This is a genomic window from Maribacter sp. TH_r10 (assembly GCF_033101095.1).
Lineage (GTDB): Bacteria > Bacteroidota > Bacteroidia > Flavobacteriales > Flavobacteriaceae > Maribacter_A > Maribacter_A luteus.
Genome location: NZ_JAWMPY010000003.1, coordinates 53,009 through 75,297, shown reverse-complemented (window position 1 = coordinate 75,297; position 22,289 = coordinate 53,009). Strand labels below are relative to the sequence as shown.

Annotated in this window: 12 protein-coding genes; all 12 read left to right on the top strand. The window is 41.7% G+C overall.

Annotated elements, in window-relative coordinates:
- Window positions 1–12: 12 nt before the first annotated feature.
- The 12 genes from R3X28_RS09710 to R3X28_RS09655 all read left to right on the top strand — a co-directional run bounded on the left by R3X28_RS09710 (window position 13) and on the right by R3X28_RS09655 (window position 22,280).
- Window positions 13–855: an alpha/beta hydrolase family protein gene (locus R3X28_RS09710; RefSeq protein WP_317664128.1), complete on the top strand. Its 843-nt coding sequence runs from the start codon at window positions 13–15 to the stop codon at window positions 853–855.
- On the top strand, window positions 836–2,323 hold the full coding sequence (locus tag R3X28_RS09705; RefSeq protein ID WP_317664127.1) for a sulfatase: 1,488 nt from the start codon (window positions 836–838) through the stop codon (window positions 2,321–2,323). The genes R3X28_RS09710 and R3X28_RS09705 overlap by 20 nt, the downstream gene beginning before the upstream one ends.
- 19 nt (window positions 2,324–2,342) lie before the next feature.
- Window positions 2,343–4,370: a glycoside hydrolase family 97 protein gene (locus tag R3X28_RS09700; protein WP_317664126.1), complete on the top strand. Its 2,028-nt coding sequence runs from the start codon at window positions 2,343–2,345 to the stop codon at window positions 4,368–4,370.
- Window positions 4,371–4,384: 14 nt separating this feature from the next.
- Window positions 4,385–6,052, top strand: a complete 1,668-nt coding sequence (locus R3X28_RS09695; RefSeq protein WP_317664125.1) for a sulfatase — start codon at window positions 4,385–4,387, stop codon at window positions 6,050–6,052.
- Window positions 6,053–6,096: 44 nt separating this feature from the next.
- A complete protein-coding gene (locus R3X28_RS09690; protein WP_317664124.1) occupies window positions 6,097–8,766 on the top strand; it encodes a hypothetical protein in 2,670 nt (889 codons plus the stop codon).
- A gap of 5 nt (window positions 8,767–8,771) precedes the next feature.
- The gene (locus tag R3X28_RS09685) at window positions 8,772–11,558 is read left to right on the top strand and encodes a heparinase II/III family protein (RefSeq protein ID WP_317664123.1); all 2,787 of its coding nucleotides are present in this window, start codon (window positions 8,772–8,774) and stop codon (window positions 11,556–11,558) included.
- A gap of 4 nt (window positions 11,559–11,562) precedes the next feature.
- Complete coding sequence (locus R3X28_RS09680) at window positions 11,563–12,429, top strand: alpha/beta hydrolase (protein WP_317664122.1); 867 nt, start codon at window positions 11,563–11,565, stop codon at window positions 12,427–12,429.
- Between the two features lie 11 nt (window positions 12,430–12,440).
- Window positions 12,441–14,810, top strand: a complete 2,370-nt coding sequence (locus R3X28_RS09675) for a PDZ domain-containing protein (protein WP_317664121.1) — start codon at window positions 12,441–12,443, stop codon at window positions 14,808–14,810.
- A gap of 15 nt (window positions 14,811–14,825) precedes the next feature.
- Entirely contained in the window at window positions 14,826–16,190 is a 1,365-nt protein-coding gene (locus tag R3X28_RS09670; protein ID WP_317664120.1) for an alpha-L-fucosidase, read from the top strand.
- Between the two features lie 77 nt (window positions 16,191–16,267).
- Entirely contained in the window at window positions 16,268–17,221 is a 954-nt protein-coding gene (locus tag R3X28_RS09665; RefSeq protein WP_317664119.1) for an SGNH/GDSL hydrolase family protein, read from the top strand.
- Window positions 17,222–17,228: 7 nt separating this feature from the next.
- On the top strand, window positions 17,229–19,982 hold the full coding sequence (locus R3X28_RS09660) for a six-hairpin glycosidase (protein WP_317664118.1): 2,754 nt from the start codon (window positions 17,229–17,231) through the stop codon (window positions 19,980–19,982).
- A gap of 345 nt (window positions 19,983–20,327) precedes the next feature.
- Entirely contained in the window at window positions 20,328–22,280 is a 1,953-nt protein-coding gene (locus R3X28_RS09655; protein ID WP_317664117.1) for a heparinase II/III family protein, read from the top strand.
- Window positions 22,281–22,289 lie beyond the last annotated feature (9 nt).

Here is a 22,289-nt window from a genome sequence, read left to right as displayed (position 1 = left end):
GAACGGTTTAAAATGAAAATCAGGATAACAATTGGCTTAATCTTTTTTTTAAGTATATCGACATTTTCTTATGCCTCACGAATCGACACCCTTGTGGTCCATAGTTCGGTGATGGACAAGGACATAAAGAATGTGGTGATTACCCCCGATTCCTATTCGGAAAAAGGGAAAGCCTTTTCGGTAATCTACATCTTACATGGTGCAGGTGGGGACCATAAGGATTGGCTGAAGAAAGCCCCGGAAATAAAAACCTATGCTGATTTCTACGATGTGATAATCGTTTGTCCCGATGGATATAAAACAAGCTGGTATTTTGATAGTCCGGTCGATCCTACAATGCAATATGAGACCTATATTTCAAAAGAGCTCATTTCAGCAATGGATACTTCGTACAATACCAAGTCCAATAAGGAAAATAGGGCTATAACAGGATTGAGTATGGGTGGCCATGGGGCACTCTATTTAGCTTTTAAACATCACGATATTTGGGGTGTTGCGGGCAGTATGAGCGGAGGGGTTGATATCCGACCATTTCCCTTACGATGGGAGATTTCTAAAAGATTGGGTACATATGCAGAAAACCCTGGGAATTGGGAAAGCAATACCGTAATTAATCTGGTGCATTTATTAAACGGTAAAAACCTGAAATTCCTATTCGATTGTGGTGTCGATGATTTTTTCTACGATGCCAATAAAAGATTACATGAAAAATTGGTGGAACGGAATATTCCACACGATTATATAGAACGCCCAGGAGGGCATACCAAGGCATATTGGAGAAATTCCATCAAGTATCAAATGTTATTTTTCAATGATTTTTTTAAAGCGAATACATATGAAACCCAGATTGATTAGGTTTTTTTTACTACTGACGGTTATTGCGAGTGTATCTTGTAAACCAAATGGTGCAACTTCAAGAAAAGAGGAACAATCCAAAAAGGAAACGATTGCAAAGCAACCGAACATCGTAGTATTGTTATGCGACGATTTGGGGTATGGCGATCTGTCGTCTTTTGGTCACCCAATTATTAAAACCGAGAATTTGGATAAATTGGCTGCATCGGGGATCAGGCTGACGAATTTCTATTCCACCGCACCGGTTTGTTCCCCTTCACGTGTCGGAATGCTTACGGGAAGGAGTCCAAATAAAGCTGGAGTCTATGATTTTATTCCCGGACTTAAAAAAAGTGAGGATAATAGGGATTTGGTACATCTTCAAGCTTATGAGGAAACGATTCCGGCCATGTTGAAAACTGTGGGATACTCGACGTGTTTAGTGGGTAAATGGCATTGTTCCTCTAGGTTCAATTCTGACCAACAGCCACAACCCAATGATTTTGGCTTTGACCATTGGATGGCTACCCATAACAATGCGGCACCGAGTCATAAAAACCCCAAGAATTTTGTTCGTAATGGGCAAGAGGTGGGTGAGATTGAAGGGTTCAGTAGTCAAATTGTGGTCAATGAAGCCATTCAATGGTTGGATAAGAAAGATGGGGACAACCCGTTTTTTCTGGAAGTTGCCTTTCATGAGCCCCATGAACCCATTGCATCACCCGAGGAATTGGTGGAAAAATATATGCCCTATGCCGAAACCCGGGAACAGGCGGAATATTTTGCGAACGTTGAAAATGTGGATAGGGCCGTAGGCCGATTGATAGCTTATTTGGAAAAAAACCATAGTGGTAATACGCTGATTGTCTTTAGTTCGGACAATGGTCCTGAAACCCTATTACGATATGGTGAAAAAGCCAAACATTCTTACGGATCTCCCGGTGAGTTGAAGGGAATGAAATTATGGACGAATGAAGCCGGATTCAGGGTGCCGGGAATTATAAGTTGGGTAGGGGAAAACAAGGTTTCCGGAACAAAGGATGCCGTAGTGTCGGCCTTGGATTTTTTACCAACATTTGCAGAATTATCAGGGGCCAAGTTGCCCAATAGGGAATTGGATGGCGAATCCTTTAAGTCCCTTTTGGATACCGGGGAGTTTGCACGCAGTACACCTTTGATCTGGGCTTTTTACGATGCGATCAATGAACGTAGGGTAGCCATGCGAAAAGGGGATTGGAAAATCATGGGGCGCTTGGAAGTCGACAATAACACCTTACCCCATATCCATAATTTATACGATGGGAATGAGGCCCTTGTGAAAAGTGCCAAGCTTACCGACTTTGTCCTATTCAATCTGAAGGAAGATATCAACGAATCCGAAGATTTGTCGGTAAGGGAGGCTACGGTTTTTGAAAGTATGAAGAAAGAGTTTGAAATACGATATAAGGAATTATTGGAGGATAGCCATATTTGGGTTCGTAATCAGTAAGATTTGAAGTAGATAGGATATGGAAATACTTGAAAAAATCATTAAAATGAAAACATTGGTGAATATAAATGTTGTTAATAAAACCATAGTACTGTGCACGCTTTTTGCGATAATATTGGGGTGCACTGGTCATGAAGTAGTGGAAATAAAATCACCGGACGCATCCAAAAAAATCGTGTTTTTGGATGATGAAAATACGAACAGCGTTACTTTTTCGGTGTATTATGATAATAAGCAGGTCATTCAAACCTCAGTTTTGGAATTGCTTTCGGAAGATCTTGATTTTTCCGGTAAAATTTCCGTCATAGGTATGGAAAATACCTCGGAAAATACGACTTGGAATTCCAGGTTCAATGAGTTGAGTACCATACCGAACCATTACAATCAAACAAAAATATTTTTAAAGCAGGGAGAGACGAAACTGAATATTATTGCGAGGGCTTATAATGAAGGGGTTGCTTTTGCCTATGAAATCCCTGAGCAAAATACGATAAAGGAAATAGGTATAAGTGAAAATATCCATTATAATTTTTCGGAGGATTATCCCGTTTGGTCTACCCCGAAACGTGAAAAAGGAGTACTTACCGCACAAGGGGAATACCGGAAAATCCCTATGACCGAGTTACAGGAAGGAGCAGAACGTCCACTGCTGATTGAGATGGGTGATAGTGTTAAAATTGCCTTGGCGGAAGCACGATTGGTCGATTATGCCCGATTGGGTTTCAACAAAGGTAATTCATCGAAATACAGTATAGTGTCCTCCCTTGAAGGTAAAACAAGCCGGCAAAAACAAGACACCATTACCGGAGCTGTAATAGCCGATAGTAAAATTGAAGGGGCCAAGGTGCACAAAAAGCTACCTTTCCAATCCCCATGGCGTGTGGTCATGATGGGAAGTAGTTATGGCGAATTACTAGAGAACAATTACATTGTTCAAAATTTAAATCCTCCTTCGGAAATTGAAGATGAATCTTGGATAACCCCTGGAAAGGTGCTTCGTGAAGGCACCTTAACAACTCAAGGTGGATTCGCGGCCATCGATTTTGTAGCGAGCCATAATATGCAATATGTGCATTTTGATGCCGGTTGGTATGGCAACGAAATGGACGATGCCTCCGATGCTACAACGGTTACCTTAGATCCCAAACGTTCCAAAGGTCCTTTTGATATTGAGGCCATTTGCGCGTATGCCAAAGAAAAAGGCATTAAGGTCATGCTGTACGTTAACCGTAGGGCTTTGGAAAAACAGTTGGACGAGATATTGCCTTTATTTAAAGAATGGGGCGTTTCCGGAATTAAATATGGTTTTGTACGGGTTGGGGACCAAGATGCCACTACCTGGATGCATGAAGCCATAAAAAAAGCCGCTGAATACAAAATGGTTGTAGATGTGCACGATGAATACCGGCCTACGGGCTTTTCTAGAACTTACCCTAATTTATTGACACAAGAAGGTATTCGTGGCGATGAGGAAACCGTGCCGAACGAACATACTTTGATCACCATGTTCACGAGGATGTTGGCAGGAGCCGCCGATAATACGGTGTGTTATTTCAACAAAAGAGTGGATAAAATGGGTTCCCATGCCTCTCAATTGGCGAAAACGGTTTGCCTTTTCAGTCCATTACAGTTTTTATACTGGTACGACAAAGCTCCGGCAGCCCCCATAAAAGACGATGCACTTTGGGGCAACACCAATACCATTGGAAATGAGCCTGAGTTGGAATTTTTCAATAATGTCCCAACCACATGGGACGAGACCAAAGTGTTGCAAGCAGAAATTGGAGCACTGGGGGTTATTGCCCGCAGAAAAGGCAACGATTGGTTTATTGGAGGCATCAACGGTCCCATGGAGCGTAAAGTGTTGGTTGATTTTTCATTTCTGGAGCCTGGCGCTAAATATATGGCCAAGGTATATACCGATGATGAGACTGTTAAAACCAGAACTCAGGTCAGAATCGAGGAGATGGAAGTAACAAACGAGTCAAAATTAAATTTCGATGTGAAAAGCAATAATGGTTTTGCCATGCAGATCACTAAACTATAATTCAAATTGAACAGATGAATAAGTCAAATCTATTAAGAATGTTGTCCGTTTTCCTTGTACTGGGAATGGTTTCTTGTAAGTCAAAAGAAGCGCAGAAAGCGGAGAAAAAGGAATTGCCTGCCAAACGGCCCAATATCATCTTCATGATGTCCGATGATCATGCCTATCAGGCCATTAGTGCCTATAGCGATCATTTAATCGAAACGCCTAATATCGATCGTATTGCGGATGAAGGGATTTTATTTACCAATGCCACGGTAACCAACTCGATCTGTGCGCCTTCAAGGGCCACGATATTAACCGGTAAGCATTGTCATATTCACGGAAAAGTGGATAATGTTTTTCCGTTCGATGAATCGCAAACCACCTTTCCGCAGCTCATGCAAGAGGCCGGATATCAAACCGCGATGTTCGGAAAATTGCATTTTGGGAATAACCCAAAAGGAATCGATGAGTTCAAAATTCTGCCAGGACAAGGTCAATATTACAATCCCGATTTTAATACCAATGAAGGTCAAATTACGGTGGAAGGTTATGTTACCGACATCATCATGGATATGACGTTGGATTGGTTGGAAAACAGAAGGCAGGAAGATAAACCATTCATGTTATTCTCGATGCAGAAAGCACCCCATAGGGAATGGTTGCCCGCACCGCGCCATTTTAAGGAATATACCAAGAAGACGTTTGTGGAGCCAGAAACATTGTTCGATGATTACGAAGGTCGTGGTACTGCCGCAAAAACAGCCGAAATGAACCTTTTGGAGCATATGAACTGGGCAGGCGATTCCAAATTGTATCCTGAAATGATGGCCGAATTGGGCATAAAGGATAAATCGGGCTGGGATCTTGAAGCTTTTGAACGTGAAGTGGGGCGTATGAACCCCGAGCAACGCGCCGTATGGGACTCGGTCTATAAACCCATGATGGAAGATTTTAAGACAAAATATCCAACCATGGATGACAAGGCTTTAATGAAATGGCGGTATCAACGTTATATGCAGGATTATTTAGGTTGTATTGCCTCTGTCGACGAAAATGTGGGTCGATTATTGGATTATTTGGAGGAAACCGGTTTGGACGAAAATACGATCATCGTGTATACTTCGGACCAAGGCTTTTATTTAGGGGAGCATGGTTGGTTCGACAAGCGTTTTGTTTATGACGAGTCATTTAAAACACCGCTGTTGATCAAATGGCCGAACGTTATTACACCGGGTACGACCAATACCGAAATGGTCCAAAATCTTGATTTTGCCCAAACCATTTTGGAAGCGGCCCATATTGAAGCTCCTTCGGATATGCAAGGCGAAAGCTTGATTCCTTTATTGCTGGGTAATGATGGGGAGTGGACCCGGGATGCCGTGTATTACCATTATTATGAATACCCGGGAATCCATATGGTTAAAAGACATTATGCGATCATTACCCAAGAATACAAATTGGCCCATTTTTATTACGATGTGGATGAGTGGGAACTTTACGATCGTAAAAAGGATCCCAATGAAATGAAGAATGTGGTCGATGACCCTGCTTATGCCGATGTGGTAAAACAGTTGAAGGAACAGCTAGTTGAAATGCGTAAGCAATATGGGGATAGTTCGCAGTTGGATCAAGAAATATTGCGAAAATATCTGGAAGCTATGGAAAACCCCGATATAGAAACCGTTCCCCTGCATTAAAAAACACCTTATAAGTACGCATAATCCTTAACCGTAAAAACAATATGACAGCCATAAGACCCATAACCTTGTTCTTTAGTTTGATCGTCGCCATCGCTATACAGGCACAAAAAGCATCAGACCATCCACGATTGTTGGTTGCCGATGGCGATCGGGAGGAGGTTTTGGCCAAAATCGAAACGGAACCATGGGCCAAAGCCTCATGGCACATGCTTTTGGAGGAAATAAACCCCTATGTAGACCTACATGTTACCGACCCGGAATGGATTGTCTCACGATTGGCCATGTATTGGAAAGACGGCGAGCGCTATACCCAATGTTATATCAAAGGCCAGGATTGGAATTATGGTGAAGGCAATGCCCCTGTACCCACGGTGCGTCTGCCCGGTATGCGTAAATGGAACGATTATGTGAATGTGCCCTTGGAAGATAGGATCCCGTACAACGAAACTGGCGACATGTTAGGGATCAGTCGGTCAAGTGCCGATAAGACTCCGGTAAAAATCCCGTATAAGGAAACTGGGCATATGATCCGGGCCAACAATATGGAAATTTTAAAACTGGCGGAAAAATCCGCATTTGCATATTTCATCACCCAAGAAGAAGAATACGCCAAGTTTTCGGCCGATATTTTTTGGTTTTGGATATTGGGAACCTATTATATGAATCCGCCCTTAGATCTCGAAGAATCAACTGGCGGACAGGGAGGCTATGAACCTGGGGGGATTATGGGTTATTATGATTATGAAGTGATCCACGACGATCGTCAGATTCCCATGGCGGCCACCTATGATTTTCTATATGATTACTTAAACGCCCATCCGCACGAACATCTTAAGGAAATCAACAAAAAAACGGTCGATGTGGCCAGTGAGGTATTTAAACGTTTTATAGAAATCGGTTTGGTCCGCGGGGGTAAGAAAGGAAACTGGAATGTAAACCGGTATAAGAATATCATAGGCAGTATGTTGGTATTGGAGTCCAATGAATTTTATGAAGATGGTAAAGGGCGGGAGTACTACATTCCGTTTTATACAGAAAAATCGGGAGATCATTATGCTGGTTTACCCGAGATCATGGCCAATTACAATACCGAAACAGGCTTATGGCCAGAATCCCCAGGGTACGCTTCGGGCATGATCCCGACGGTTTTGGACATGGGCTTACTATTATATAAGTCCGGCATGAACACGCTGGCAGGAAATCCAATTATCGAAAAAGCGGCTTTGGCAAATTTGGGTTGGTTGGATGCCCGTGGGAATTTAGTCGTTTTTGGCGATATGCGCGGTGGGGCATTCAACATGTCGGCTTTTGAAGCGCTATTGACCTATTCGACATGGACAGGCGATACGAAAACCGCCAAGACCATGGCAACGGTCATCAAGAAAAATATGGAGAACGGTCAATACGATAGGAATGGATCCCATTGGCGGGATATTATCTTGAATCAAACCTTACCGGAATCGGGCAGTGAGTTACCGTATCACAGATCGGCCTATTCAAAATTTCATAGACATATGATCTTAAGGAATGGAAACGATGAAGAAAACGGCCTGATGTTCACACTTTATGGCGGACGCCAAAAGTCGCATTTAGCGGAAAACGGATTGGCGTTTCAATTCTACGGTAAAGGGTGGGCTTTGGCTCCGGATGCATCGGCTTACGAATCGTACTGGTCTCCGGATGCGGGATATCACAGGGGGATTACGGGGTCCAATACCATAATTCCAGGATATAAATCAGGGGAAATCACGGTAAATGCCATGGATCCAAAAACGGCGGATAACGGCTTTTACAATACCGAAGTAACCTCGGAACTGGTGTCTTTTGCCGATGTGTCCGCCGAAGAAAAACGTCGCGTGGTAGCGATGGTACGCACTTCGGAATCCTCTGGTTATTATGTCGATATCTTCAGGTCCGATCAAGATGACAGCGATTATTTACACCATAATCTGGGGAATGCGGTTACCCTTAAAGATGCCTCTGACCAAGAGTTGTCTTTAATGGCGGTAAATGACTTGGGAACGGCCCACAATAAGCATTACAGCTTCTTTGAAAACCAACGTAAAGTGGAGTATGACAGGGATTTTAATGCCACTTGGGATATCAATTCGGTATCGCCCGCATTGCACGTAAACCTATGGATGATGGGCCAGGATAACCGGGAACTTTATGTGGTAGATGCTCCGCCAACAACCTTACGGGAAGATATTACACCAAAGCAAATCAATAGAAGTCCGGAAACAACACCAACCTTAATCGTACGCCAAAATGGATTAAATGGAAAGGCACATCCGTTTGTTTCGGTATTTGAGCCGTATGCGACAGGTGAAAAATCAATTGAAAAGATTACGAAAGTCGGAGATTTTGGGGATATGGTAAGTTTAAAGGTCACGTCGACACACAGCACTCAGGTCATCTGTAATTCGATTGATGGCAACAAGGTGTATAAACCAGCAAAAAATTTAAAGTTCAAAGGGACTTTAGGGGTGACTTCGAAAAAAAACGGAAAGTTTGACTATTTATACTTAGGCAAGGGAAAATTGCTTCAAAACGGCAAGTATAAGATCGAGGCGGTCAATGAAGCGGTTTCAGCAGCATTGCGATTCGAAGACGGTAAGTACTATTATTCATCGGACAAGCCGGTGATCATTCAAATCAACAAAAAAGGGGCTAAAGAATATCCGGCAGGATATAACTTGGAAATCAAATAGACAAAATGAGAGGGATAATAAAAACAATACTACTGACGGTTTGTCTTTTAATGGGCTCAAAATCATTATTGGGGCAGGAGCTGGGGCATCCAAGGGTCTATGTTACCAATGAGGAAAAAGAAGCTTTTGTAAAGGCCGTAAAGACCGTTGAATGGAAAAAAGAGCTGATAGATAATAAGAAGCAGCGGTTGGAAAAATATATCCAATATTGGGAGAAAGATGCGGAATGGATGGTATCCAGACTGCAAATGAACTGGAAGACCAAGCATGATAAGGTGTATTTAAAGGGGGGTGATTTTTCACATTCCGAAGGTTCGGCACCGGTGCCTACCGTTAGATATTCCGGGACTAGGGATTGGGCAACCGATTACAAAAGGCCAAAACTGGAAGCTGTTGAACCTTATTTTGATGACCCCCGAGGCCTTTACTTAGAACATAAGGACACAGGGAAAAAGGAGTGGATCCATCCATCCAAAGCAGGGTTCGCCATTGAAAAAATCAATGACGAGATTATGGGCTTGGTAGCCGATGCTGCTTTCTTATATTGGTTTACAGGGGAGCGGAAATATGCGGAATTCGCGGCCCCCGTATTTTTTAAGTACATCGATGGCATGTATCACAGGGATGCGCCCATCGATTTAGAAAATTCCACCCAACAAAAAATTTCAGGGTTGGCCACTTTTGAGGTCATCCATGAAGGCGTCGTTATTCCGCTGGTAACCACTTACGATTTTCTGTATGCGTATTTTAAAGCTGAAAACAGGGACTTATCAACTGCATCGGCGGTTTTCCAAAAGTGGGGCGATCAAATCATTAAAAATGGTATTCCCGATAATAACTGGAATTTGTTTCAAGCCCGATTTTTAACCTATATCGCATTGGTTTTGGAAAGTAATGCGACTTACGAAAACGGAAAAGGACGTGAGTATTATTTAGATTATACTTTTACGATTTCAACCGATAGGCAAATAGCGGTAAGTGAATCTTTGAACGTCTACGATCAGGAAACCGGCATTTGGCCCGAATGCCCCACGTATTCTGTGCATGTTATCACAACGCTATTGAAAATATTCACCTTGTTGGATCATGGTACCAACCGGAATGAAATATCGAAATACCCTATTTTGGAAAAAGCGGTATTATCATCATTCCAATACTTGTTCCCTTCGGGTTATATGATAGGGGCAGGTGATGGTGGACATAAGATTTTGCCTCCGGAAAATTTCGAACTTTTAATAGCCAATTATAGAAAGTACCACCAAAAAGAAAAAGAAAAGTTGATCTCCGGGTTCTTATCCGAGTTTATGTCTGCTGGATTATATGAAAGAAAAGCTAAGGATTTTTTCAATTTATTCTTTTATGTAGATACTATAGTCGACAGTAAGGCCGATTTGGAGGCCCTAACGACGCCAACATTTTATGCACCGAACATCAGTATGTTCAACCAAAGAATGGGCCAAGGCAATAATGCGGTCATGCTATCCACTGTAGGTTCATATGGGAATCATGCACACGCCAATGGTATTTCAATAGAACTGTTCGCCAACAATTATGTGTTGGGTCCAGATTCAGGTAAAGGCCCAAGTTACTGGCACCCGACGTTCAGAAATTATTATGCGAGGATGCCGGCCCATAATACGGTAATCGTGGATGGTAAATCCGATTATAACAACATGCGTACCTATCATCCATTTTCGTTGGATGATAGTTTTCCAAAATCGGGTGAATCCACTGTTTTTGACAAGGTGACCTTTTCAAAAGTATCGTTTGTGGAACCCGAAACGGTATCCGATCAGCAGCGTTTTTCCGCCATAATAAAAACGAATGCAGATAAAGCTTATGTCGTGGATGTTTTCAGGTCTCGGAAACAAAATGGTGGAAAGCAAAAGCATGAATATATTTATCGAAATATAGGGCAAACATTGGATGTTCAAGATGTTGGTTCCAATGGTTTGGAATTTCAAAAAACAAATGACTTAAGCTCAGAACATGGCGATTTAAAGGGTTATGATTTCTTTTCGGATAAAAGGAAAGCAAGTACTTCAAAAGATGTGAACGCGGTATTTACGTTAAAAGAGGACGATAAACCGAATAATGTGATGAAGTTATGGGTTAAGGGAAGTGAAAACCAAACCATTTACAAGGTAAAAGCACCTAATTCAAATGCATTAAGCGAAGGGACTGCACCAAAGTCCATCTTAAAGGATTCGTTGCAAACCTTAATCGTAAAAAGGGATGAAGCCGCTTGGGCCAACCCTTTTTCCGTGGTTTTTAACCCCTATGTCGAAGGGGAAGCAAATACGGTTGAAAACGTATCATTTTCGGCTTTAAAGGATTATCCACATACACAGATCATAGATGTTTCATTATCGGATAAAATATCTTCAGATAGAATAGTTGTAAATGCATCGGAACTTGATATAGCCAAAACTGACGGGATGTATCAAAAAGGATTATTATCGATCATTAGGACATCAAAAAACGATGGAAAATTGGAATTCATGTTTTTGTCCGGAGTAAGCAAAATGGATTACAAAGACTGGACAATCATAGCTTCCGGTGCCCCCGTTACCTTATCCATTGAAAAGGTGGGCGAAGGATATGAGGTGCAGAACAATAAACCCGTTACCATTAATTTACCTTATAAGCAAGGGGATAAGCGCGCTACGATTTCGATATACGAAGATGGAAGGATAGTAGCTACGAAGAATGCGGTATTGAATAGGAACAATTCGAATCTGCAATATTTTAAGCTGGAAAAAAACTATGATAAAGTTATAATAGCGCAGTAGAATTATGAAAACGAAAATCCATATAATACTTTTATTGCTCGTCGTGGGTATGGTCAATGGCCAAAAGAAAAAGGAGGTTATTGATGAATATGCGCATGAACTTGTTTATAAAGTAGTCAACGAGGATACTTTAAAGCTTCAAATTTACAATCCAACGGATTTTAGGGCCAACAAAAAATATCCGACCATAGTGTTCTTTTTTGGGGGCGGTTGGAATGGAGGTTCCATTTACCAATTTAAGGACCAAGCCTTATATTTTGCGTCAAGAGGCATGATTTCCGTTTTGGTGGATTATAGGGTAAAGAATAAACATGCCACCACCCCCTTTGAAGCTGTAAAAGATGCCAAATCCGCGATGCGTTTTTTAAAGGCCAAAGCTGATGAATATGGTATCGATACCGATAAAATCGTTGCGTCTGGCGGTTCGGCAGGGGGGCACTTGGCTGCCGCAACATCCTTGCTTCCCGGAATCAATGAAGAAACCGATGATTTGTCGATAAGCCCAAAGGCCAGTGCCCTGGTGTTATATAATCCGGTAATAGACAACAGTGAAAAAGGTTATGGTTACCAAAGGATCGGAGACCGTTATTTAGGGTTTTCGCCCTTACATAACATAAAGAAAGGAGCTCCACCCACTATTTTTTTCATGGGGGACAAAGACAAATATATACCTGTTTCAACGGCTTATGATTACAAAGCAAAGATGGAAGCCGTAGGGAGTAGGTGTGATGTTTTTATTTATGAAAACCAGGAACACGGATTTTTTAATAGAGGGAAACAAAAAGGTGATAAATATTATGTCGAAACAACGTTGGAAGCTGACGCCTTTTTACGGTCTATAGGTTATTTAAAAGGGAAACCCACCTTGTAATATGATTTAAAATGAAGATAAGAGTTGTTTTAATATTCAGTATGGTACTTATGTTATCCTGTTCCCCAAAAGAAGAAAGGGTAACACTTTTTGTCTCCCAAAGTGTGCAGACAGGGGGGGTAAGAACCAAAGAAGAGCCATTGGCGACGATATCGGAGGCCATACAAAAAGCAAGTCGATTAAAACAAAAGGATTTTAATGCCGAGGTGGTGATCCAACTGCTTCCAGGGGAATATTATTTATCGGAACCGATCCTACTTTCCCCCCAATTAAGTGGTCTGGCCATAATAGGGAGCAAGGCATCGGACGTCATTATAAAAGGTTCGAAACCCTTATCGTTGCAATGGGAAAAATACAATCAGGATATTTATGTAGCACACGTTCCTGAAAATTCCGATTTCGATCAGTTGATGGTCGATGGAGTACCCCAAGTTTTGGCACGTTATCCAAACTATGATGAAAATGCCCATTATTGGCAGGGGTATGCCGCGGATGCTTTGTCAAAAGAGCGCATAGCTTCCTGGAAACAACCCGAGGGGACCTATTTTCATGCTTTGCACAAAGGTAGATGGGGAGGTTTTCACTTTGAGGTCACAGGTGTGGAAGATGACGGAACTCCAATTCTAAAAGGAGGGCATCAAAACAATAGGCCTTCTGAACCCCACGAAGAATTCCGAATGGTAGAGAATGTCTTTGAAGAGCTCGATAGCCCTGGAGAGTGGTATCTCGATAAGAAAGGAAACAAACTATATTATTGGCCAACTCAAGAAGGAACCCCCAATACCTCTAAAGTTGAGGTGGCGGCCCTGAAAAATTTAGTGCAGGTAGTCGGTACTTTGGAAAATCCGGTTAAGAACATTTCCATTAGTGGAATTCGGTTCGAAAGCTCAAAACGTACGTTTATGGACGATTACGAGCCTCTTTTAAGAAGTGACTGGACCATTTACCGGGGTGGGGCCCTTTTCTTTGAAGGTACTGAAAACTGTAGCGTTTCCGATAGTGAATTCACAAATTTAGGGGGTAACGTAATTATGGTCAGTAAATACAATAAAGGCCTACAAATCAAGGGAAACCATATTCACGACTGCGGGGCCAGTGCCATTTCGTTTATCGGAGATCCTTCAGCAGTACGGTCCCCTTCTTTTAATTATAGGGAGTTCGTGCCAATGACGGAAATGGATACGGTAACCGGACCCAAAAATGAATTGTACCCCAGGGAATGTTTGGTCGAAAATAATTTGATCCACAGAATAGGTCGATTGGAAAAGCAAACGGCCGGAGTGCAAATCTCCATGGCCATGGATATTACGGTACGCCGTAACAGTATTTATGATGTACCCAGGGCAGGCATAAACATCGGGGACGGTACCTGGGGAGGTCATGTTCTTGAATATAATGACGTGTTCAATACGGTCTTGGAAACCAGTGACCATGGATCGTTCAATTCATGGGGTAGGGATCGTTTTTGGCATCCGAACCGCAAAGTTATGGATAGCCTTACCACGGCGAATCCGAAAATGTGGCAGTGGGATGCAGTGCATACGACCATTATCCGAAATAATCGTTTTCGTTGTGACCATGGGTGGGATATTGACCTGGATGATGGGTCTTCCAACTATTATATCTACAATAATCTGTTGTTGAACAATGGACTTAAATTGCGTGAAGGGTTCAATAGGGTTGCGGAAAATAATATCATGGTCAACAACTCCTTACATCCCCATGTTTGGTTTCAGAACAGTGAAGATGTTTTTAGATATAATATCGTGGCTTTAGGGTATCAAGATGTAGGTCTAAAAGGTTGGGGAAAACAACTGGATTATAATTTATTCCCCAATGAGGAAACAATGATGAAATCGCAGATTTATGATAGGGACCTTAATAGCCTCTATGGTAATCCGAAATTTATAGACCCCTCGATTTTTGATTTTAAGGTTGCCGAGGATTCCCCTGCGTTAAAAATCGGTTTTGAGAATTTTCCAATGGACAAATTCGGGGTTCAAAAACATGAACTAAAGGCCATTGCAAAAATTCCCGAAGTACCCAAGATCAATATACCGAAAAAGAGCAGCAAGGCAAAGGAGCCGGTTGTAGCTTGGCTACGCAATAAACTCAAGAGTGTTTCCTCACAGGAAGAACAGTCTGCCTATGGGTTGACCAGTCCTCAAGGGGTTATTGTACTTACGGTTTGGAGTAATAGTCCAGCAGTGAAAAACAACGGATTGAAAAAAGGGGATGTAATCCTAATGGCCGATGGTGAAAAGGTCCGGGATATCAAGGACTTTTTTGCGATTGCCGTAAAGAACAAAGAAAAAGACAAGTTAGATCTTGTTGTAATGAGAAATCAAGTGGAACATAAATTATCTGTAAATACAAAATAACCAAAACAAGAAACTATGAAAATAATAATTAAACCGGTATTGTATGCAATTGTTGCCCTGCTGACATTTGGCAACGTTTATTCCCAAGGGAAAAAGGATTTAAAATTAAATGACGATCAGCGTATGGAATGGTGGCGAGACTCCAAATTCGGTATGTTCATCCATTGGGGGGCATACTCCATAATCGGGGGGGAACGTGGTACGAAAATCGCCGGTGGAGGTGCCGAGTGGGCCATGGATAAACTGGATTATACCATTGAGGAATACGAGAAGTTTCCTGAAATGTTCAATCCTGTAATGTTCGATGCGGATGCTTGGGTAACCATGGCCAAGGATGCGGGAATGAAGTATATCGTAATTACCTCCAAACACCACGAAGGTTTTGGATTATGGGATTCCAAAGTGTCCGATTATGATGTAATGGATAAATCCCCTTTTAAGCGCGATATAATAAAAGAATTATCGGAAGCATGTAAAAAACAAGGCATTAAGTTTTGTTTTTACTATTCAATCGTTGATTGGCACCATCCACAGGCACAGGGTAATTTGTATCCTAACTACAATATTTCACAGCATGATGATCCATCGGTCGTTAACCCGGAATTCCCTAAATATTATAAAAACTATATGAAACCCCAAATAGAAGAGTTGTTGACGAATTATGGGGATGTTGGTGTCGTTTGGTTTGATGGCGATTGGATTTCGGATTATACTACGGAAATGGGGAAAGACCTTTATAAATTTATTCGTAAAATCCAACCGAACATTATTGTGAACAATAGGGTTGATAAGGGTAGGAATGGAATGGAAGGTATGGATAAGGAAGGGGAGTTTGCAGGCGATTTTGGCACCCCGGAACAGGAAATACCCGATACGGGTATCGATTCTGACTGGGAGGCATGTATGACCATGAACGGTTCTTGGGGGTACAAACCATCCGATAACAAATGGAAAAGTAGTGAGGATTTAATTGAAAAGTTGGTTGATATCGTATCTAAAGGAGGTAATTTCCTTTTGAACATCGGTCCTGATGGTTTTGGAAGGTTCCCTTCAGAAAGTATTCGTCGTTTAAAGGCTATGGGAGAGTGGACGAAAAAAAATGGGGAAGCTATTTACGGGGCTTCTGCCAGTCCGTATGAAAAACCAAAGTGGGGCCGTTATACCAAAAAAGGAAATGTTATTTATGCTCATGTTTTCGATTGGCCTGAAACAGGGACTTTAAAACTACACAAAGATATAAAGGTCAAAAAGGCGACTTTATTGACGGATCCCAATAACGAATTGGAGACCTTGGCAACATCAAGGGAAGTATTGGTTGACGTGCCCGTGTTGGCCCCGGACGCTACAGTTTCCGTTGTAAAAATCGAATTGGCAAATTAATAAAAGGAATGAACGGACAGACGGTCTTTGAATTGTTTGTCCGTTTATATCAAAATAATTTATAACCACGGAAAAAGATGAATGTTTTTAGGAAACTGGTCATTTTTACAATTGTTTGCATTTTAAATATTGGTATTGGGTTTTCCCAAACAATACCTTATGAAAAACCTGAATGGGGAGCGTATACGGAGGGAGAAGAAGGATTTTTATTGGCACATGTCATTAAGTGGCCAGAAGATGGCAAATTGGTTATAGACAGGGCGATTAGACCAAGGGAGGCAAGGTTGCTTACAGAGCCGGATAAGAAAATAAAAATAAGATTAATCGATGGTGAATTAACGGTTTTATTACCTGAGAAAGCCCCTGATGCTCAGGTTTCAGTTGTTAAAATCCAATTGATGCCCAATGAAGATTGGGCCAATCTTAAACGGTACAAAAAAGCGAATAAAGAACTAAAAGCACCTGGAAAGAAAGAAAATAGGGTAGTTTTTATGGGAAACTCCATCACCGAAAAATGGGTGATGTTCCATGGCGAATTTTTTACTGAAAACAATTATATAGGTCGTGGAATCAGTGGGCAAACTTCCTCACAAATGTTAGTGAGGTTTAAACCCGATGTGGTCAATTTGAACCCGGAAGTTGTCGTTATTCACGCAGGTACCAATGATATTGCAGGAAATAGAGGCCCTATTACCGTTCCCGAGATTGCAGATAATATTTTTTCAATGGCAGAATTGGCCAAAGCGAATAATATAAAAGTGGTTTTAGCTTCCTTGCTTCCCGCCAGTAGTTATTCATGGAGCCCTTCCATAGAACCTATAGAAAAAATCAATGAACTGAATGCACTGATTAAAGCTTACGCCAAAAAGAACCATATAGTGTATTTAGATTATTATTCACCCATGGTCAATGAAGAAAAAGGATTGAAAAAGGAATATGGTAGGGATACGGTGCATCCAAATCTAGATGGTTATGCGGTTATGGAACCTTTGGTTAAGGAAGCGATAAAAGAAGCGTTAAAACAAAAATAGTGGTAGAATGCAAGGGATTATAAAAAACATAAATGGACTATTACTACTACTGTTTTGTCTAACAGGTTTTTTCACCATAGCACAATCTGAAAGCCATATTCCGCTTCCTGAAAATCAGGAGGAAGGGTATCCTCGATTGTACATTACCCAAGATGGTAAAAAAGCCCTGCAAAAAACGATAAAAAAGGAAGCTTGGGCCCAAGAAGTCCTAGCCGGAATACATAAGCGCATTGATGCGTATGTGGAACGCCATGTCGACGACCCGGAATGGATCGTATCCCGTTTACAGATGTATTGGAAGACCAAGTCGACCAATATTTATGTGAATGGTATAAATTATTCCCATGCCGATGGGGAAGCACCCGTACCTACCGTTCGCTTTGTGGGTTCAAGGGATTATACGACACCTTATGGCAAACCTAAACTTGAAGAGGTGTTACCTTATATGGATGACCCCCGTGGACTATATTTACCGAATAGGAGTAAGGAAGGCAACCCTTTTGAATGGGTCGAAATTTCCAAAACAGGGCGTATTATCTATTCTATAAATGAAGAAATTATAGGCCTGGCTAGGGATGCTGCCTTTATCTATTGGTTAGAGAATGATGAGCGTTTTGCTAAATTATCATATGATATATTCCATACCTATATGGAAGGCATGTCGTATCGTAGCGAACCTATCGATTTATTGAATGGCCATATTCAAACTCTGGTTGGGTTTACAAATTTTCAAGTGATCCATGAAGGTGTTCTTCGGGACAATGCAGAGCTTTATGATTTTTTGCATCCTTACATTGAAGCGAAACATAATGATGAAATCGAAATGTACGACAACACCATTAAAAGGTGGACGGACCAAATTATTAAAAATGGTGTACCCCAAAACAATTGGAACCTTCATCAAGCAAAGGTCATACTAAAAGCGGCCATGGTGCTGCGTGACAATGATGCATATGAAGATGGGAAAGGGCGCGAATATTATATCGATTATATCCTGAACGTTACTTCGGCAAGACAATGGTCACTTACTAAATTTATAGAGTACGGTTATGATGAAACCAATGGGGTTTGGGCGGAATGTCCGGGTTACTCACAAGGGGTTACCAAAGACCTGACCAATTTTATCAGGGATTTTGACAACACGTTCGATCATAATCTTTTACCCTATACCCCGGTAATGCCCAAAGCGGTTAAAATGCTTCCGCAATATTTATTTCCCAACGGACAGACTGTTGCATTTGGGGATTCCAACTATGGACCACTGAATCCGGAAGCAATGAGCGATATGATTCGTATTGCACAAAAAAACAATGACAAGGAGCTCGAAGAAGAGTTTACCGGTATGTATCGGTTATTTGACCAAAATAAGGAAGGTTCGGAAAAAGGGAGAAAGGTAAAGGCGAAAATTTCTTCATTTTTTGCAAGCAAACCCTTGGAATTGAATCCCAAATATAAAAAGGGAGATATACAGGATTATATTACCCAAACCTTTTATGCACCGAATGTAAGTTGGCATGTACAGCGAATGGGGACAGGAAAAGACGGAATGATGGTTTCGTTGAACGCATCGCTCGGTAACCACATGCACGCCAACGGCATCAATATGGAACTGTACGGCAAAGGTTTTGTACAAGGTGCCGATCCGGGTAAGGGAGCGGGCTATCTTCAACCCATATATCTTGAGTTTTACTCTCAGTTTCCTGCACATAATACCGTCATGGTCGATGGGGTTTCCTCTTATACCGAGATGTTGAGCTACCATGCCTTTGATCTAATGGGACAATACCCGAAGTCAGAGAAAAAACAAGGTTTTTATAAAGACATTACGTATTCCGATGTTTACTTTTTGGAACCCGAGACCCAAAGCGATCAAACCCGATTGGTGAGTATCGTAAAAACCGGGGAGGCTATGGGGTATTATGTCGATATTTTCCGTTCCAAAAAACAACGCAAAGGAGATAAATTCCACGATTATTTCTATCACAATCTAGGACAAAGTATGCAAATAAGTGACACGAATGGAAATCCGCTAATACTCACGCCCAGTGAGGAAATGGGCTTTGCGGGCGGACATTTATATGCCTTTGATTATATGTGGGATAAAAAGTCGGTGCGTACCCAGAACGACTATCAGGCCGAATGGAAGATCGATATGCCTGATGGGGAAGACGATGTCTATATGAACCTATGGATGAAAGGCACCGAGGGGCGGGAGGTATTCTCCATAAAATCGCCACCGAACAAAGCTTTTAAAGGTGATCATGGCTTGCCTTACGAAGTGGATAAGGCACCTTATTTGACCTTGGCGGCAAGGCAGCATGGGGAAGCTTGGGAGCATCCTTTTGTATCGGTATACGAGCCGTTTACGGCCAGTGAAGGGAAAAGTATTGTTAGTATCAAGTCCTTTGATGATGAAAATGGCAGTAGTGATTTCATTGGATTGCACATAAAGCATAAATCAGGAAGGGAAGATTTGGTTTTCTCATCGACCCAGAATCAAACGGCAAAATATAAAGGCACTGTTACAGATGCAGTATATGCATTGGTCGGGAATCAAAAAAATGGGGATTTCATCCTTTTCATGGGCAACGGGACTAAGATGGAAACCAATGGATTCTCGGTTAAGGCCGCAGAAAAAGGGAATGTTGTTATTGAGCGCAAAAATGGGGAATTGTATCTGCACAACGAAGTCCCGGTTACGCTTAAAAGTGATAAGGAAGAAAAGCAGTTTGGTGTGGGGCCTTATCGATCTATAGAATAATAGCATCAGTACCATCGGTGAGAATGTCATGGTCCCATTTTATGGTTGACACATGCCCTTTTTAATTGTCGTGAGCATAATACCGACATTTTGGAACCTAAGTCATACTAACTAAAGCCCCGCTTATTAAAGTGGGGTTTTTTTATCGCTACCCAATGCTGATGGTAAGGCTAGGGCATTTTTGGCCAATGGACCTTTTGCATTGGTACAATCATCCTATAAATTGTTCAGGTTTTGGCCATTAATGACGATAATGGTTATAATTTATAATCCATGGGCTATGATTTAAAACCTATACCCTTTGGAATAAATATATTGCTTCAGTATTAAATGAAAGCTTCAAGAATGAATATTCGGAAAAAAATAAAGTCTTTAATCAGTTTCGGGTTTTTGCTGAGTTTTGCCTTCGCTTTTGGATACGAAAACCAAAAGACTGATACCTTGGATATTGGGGAATATCTCAAATATGTCGATGGCGATAAAATTTATCCTTCGGCAAAGCAAATGGAGATGCTAAAAGCCGTAATGCCCAAACATCCCTTTCAACCTGCACCGGCTATTTCCAACAGGGAGTATTGGGAAAAAATTGCGAACAGTACATCGGGCCAAGCGTATTTAAAAGAAGCTCTTGAAGTGTTGGACAAACAACCGGAAGTGCCCATTACCGATGAAATTTATAGAAGGGCCAATCTTGAAGGAAACCGAGGCATATACAAACCAAGGTATTACCGTACCATGGATAGGCTCGAACATTTTATTTTGGGGGAGTGTTTGGAAAACAAAGGCCGTTTTTTACCGCAGATCAAGGTATATATCCAAGCGATCATGGAAATGAAGTCATGGCTGCACCCGAACCATGACGATAAAGACAACGGTGTGCTTGAAGGTAGGCGTGTCTCCATTGATTTAGGGGCCAGAAAATTCGGAATGGTACTGGCAATGGCCGAGGTATTATTAAGGGATAAACTCAGTGATACGTTGAGGAAGGAAATTGCAGGGCAGCTTCAGTGGCGTATCGTGGATACTTACCTAAAAAGTTGCTCCATTTTGGATGAAAACAATAAGTGGATCAAAAGTACCAGTAACTGGAATTCCGTTTGTACCAGTGGCACCATATTCACTACAATCGCAACTTCCGATAAGGAGGAAGAACGACTAGCTGCCGTGGGTAGTGCCTTGAATAGCATGAAATATTATCTCAGTGGCTTCGGGGAGGATGGGTATTGCTCCGAAGGATTGGGTTATTGGGGATACGGTTTTGGACATTACCTGTATTTGGCTCAGATTTTATATGATTATACCGGGGGTAAAATCAATTTATTTGCAGCCGATAATCCGGAAAAACTAAAGAACGTTGGGAATTTTCCGGAAAAGTTCGAAATACAGAACGAAAGGTGTGCCCCCTTTTCAGACGGAGTATCAACGATATCAAAAAAAGGGAGCAATTTTGCCAATGTGCTTTCCGCCATGTACTATGGGGCCATAAAGCCATCCGAGTTTAGAATGGAAGAAGCTGCGGAACAGTTGGTCGCCTGGGCACATCCGAAAGCTTTTACCCCTGAGGAAAATCTTATTGAACGAAAAACGGAATTACCCGATCATTCCTATTTCGATGATTTTGGTATGGTGATTTCGAGGGGGAAACAACAAGAACCCTTTTCTATTGCCGTTAAGGCCGGACATAATGCGGAAAATCACAATCATAGCGATGTAGGTACGTATGTTTTGGTCTACGACAACGATTTGATATCAGGGGATATCGGGGCGCCATCGTATACCGCAGGTGCCTTTTCGCCAGATAATAAGGCCCGTAGTTCTTGGGGGCATCCGGTACCGAGAGTGGCCGGGTCACTGCAATCCAATGGCAATGAATTTTCAGGTAAGATTACCGAAACGGAATTCAGCATAGATCAGGATAAGGTAATCATGGACATACGACGTGCCTATGAAGTAGAGGGGTTGCAGAAGTTGGAACGAACCTTGGTCAACAACAAAAAGGGAAAAGGAACCATTACTATCACGGACAGTTTCAATGCATCCGAACCCATGACCTTCGGCACGGCTGTTATGGTTTCGGATGCTTATGAAGTTCTTGATGACCATACGATACTTATTACTACTGAAAATCAGCAGATAAAGGTTGAAATAATGGCTGAAGGTGAAGTTGTGGGAATCTTACCGGAAATAGTCCCTGTAAAACATTTGAGAAGTGGTAAGACTGCATACCGCATTGGAATAGATTATGTTGCTCCTTTACGTTCAGGGAGTATAACTGTTAGGTTTACGCCATATCATTAAATCCAAGCT

Excerpts from the sequence above, each read along its gene's own strand:
- R3X28_RS09710 (WP_317664128.1), top strand. The coding sequence starts at position 13 with ATGAAAATCAGGATAACAATTGGCTTAATCTTTTTTTTAAGTATATCG.
- R3X28_RS09705 (WP_317664127.1), top strand. The coding sequence starts at position 836 with ATGAAACCCAGATTGATTAGGTTTTTTTTACTACTGACGGTTATTGCG.
- R3X28_RS09700 (WP_317664126.1), top strand. The coding sequence starts at position 2,343 with ATGGAAATACTTGAAAAAATCATTAAAATGAAAACATTGGTGAATATA.
- R3X28_RS09695 (WP_317664125.1), top strand. The coding sequence starts at position 4,385 with ATGAATAAGTCAAATCTATTAAGAATGTTGTCCGTTTTCCTTGTACTG.
- R3X28_RS09690 (WP_317664124.1), top strand. The coding sequence starts at position 6,097 with ATGACAGCCATAAGACCCATAACCTTGTTCTTTAGTTTGATCGTCGCC.
- R3X28_RS09685 (WP_317664123.1), top strand. The coding sequence starts at position 8,772 with ATGAGAGGGATAATAAAAACAATACTACTGACGGTTTGTCTTTTAATG.
- R3X28_RS09680 (WP_317664122.1), top strand. The coding sequence starts at position 11,563 with ATGAAAACGAAAATCCATATAATACTTTTATTGCTCGTCGTGGGTATG.
- R3X28_RS09675 (WP_317664121.1), top strand. The coding sequence starts at position 12,441 with ATGAAGATAAGAGTTGTTTTAATATTCAGTATGGTACTTATGTTATCC.
- R3X28_RS09670 (WP_317664120.1), top strand. The coding sequence starts at position 14,826 with ATGAAAATAATAATTAAACCGGTATTGTATGCAATTGTTGCCCTGCTG.
- R3X28_RS09665 (WP_317664119.1), top strand. The coding sequence starts at position 16,268 with ATGAATGTTTTTAGGAAACTGGTCATTTTTACAATTGTTTGCATTTTA.
- R3X28_RS09660 (WP_317664118.1), top strand. The coding sequence starts at position 17,229 with ATGCAAGGGATTATAAAAAACATAAATGGACTATTACTACTACTGTTT.
- R3X28_RS09655 (WP_317664117.1), top strand. The coding sequence starts at position 20,328 with ATGAATATTCGGAAAAAAATAAAGTCTTTAATCAGTTTCGGGTTTTTG.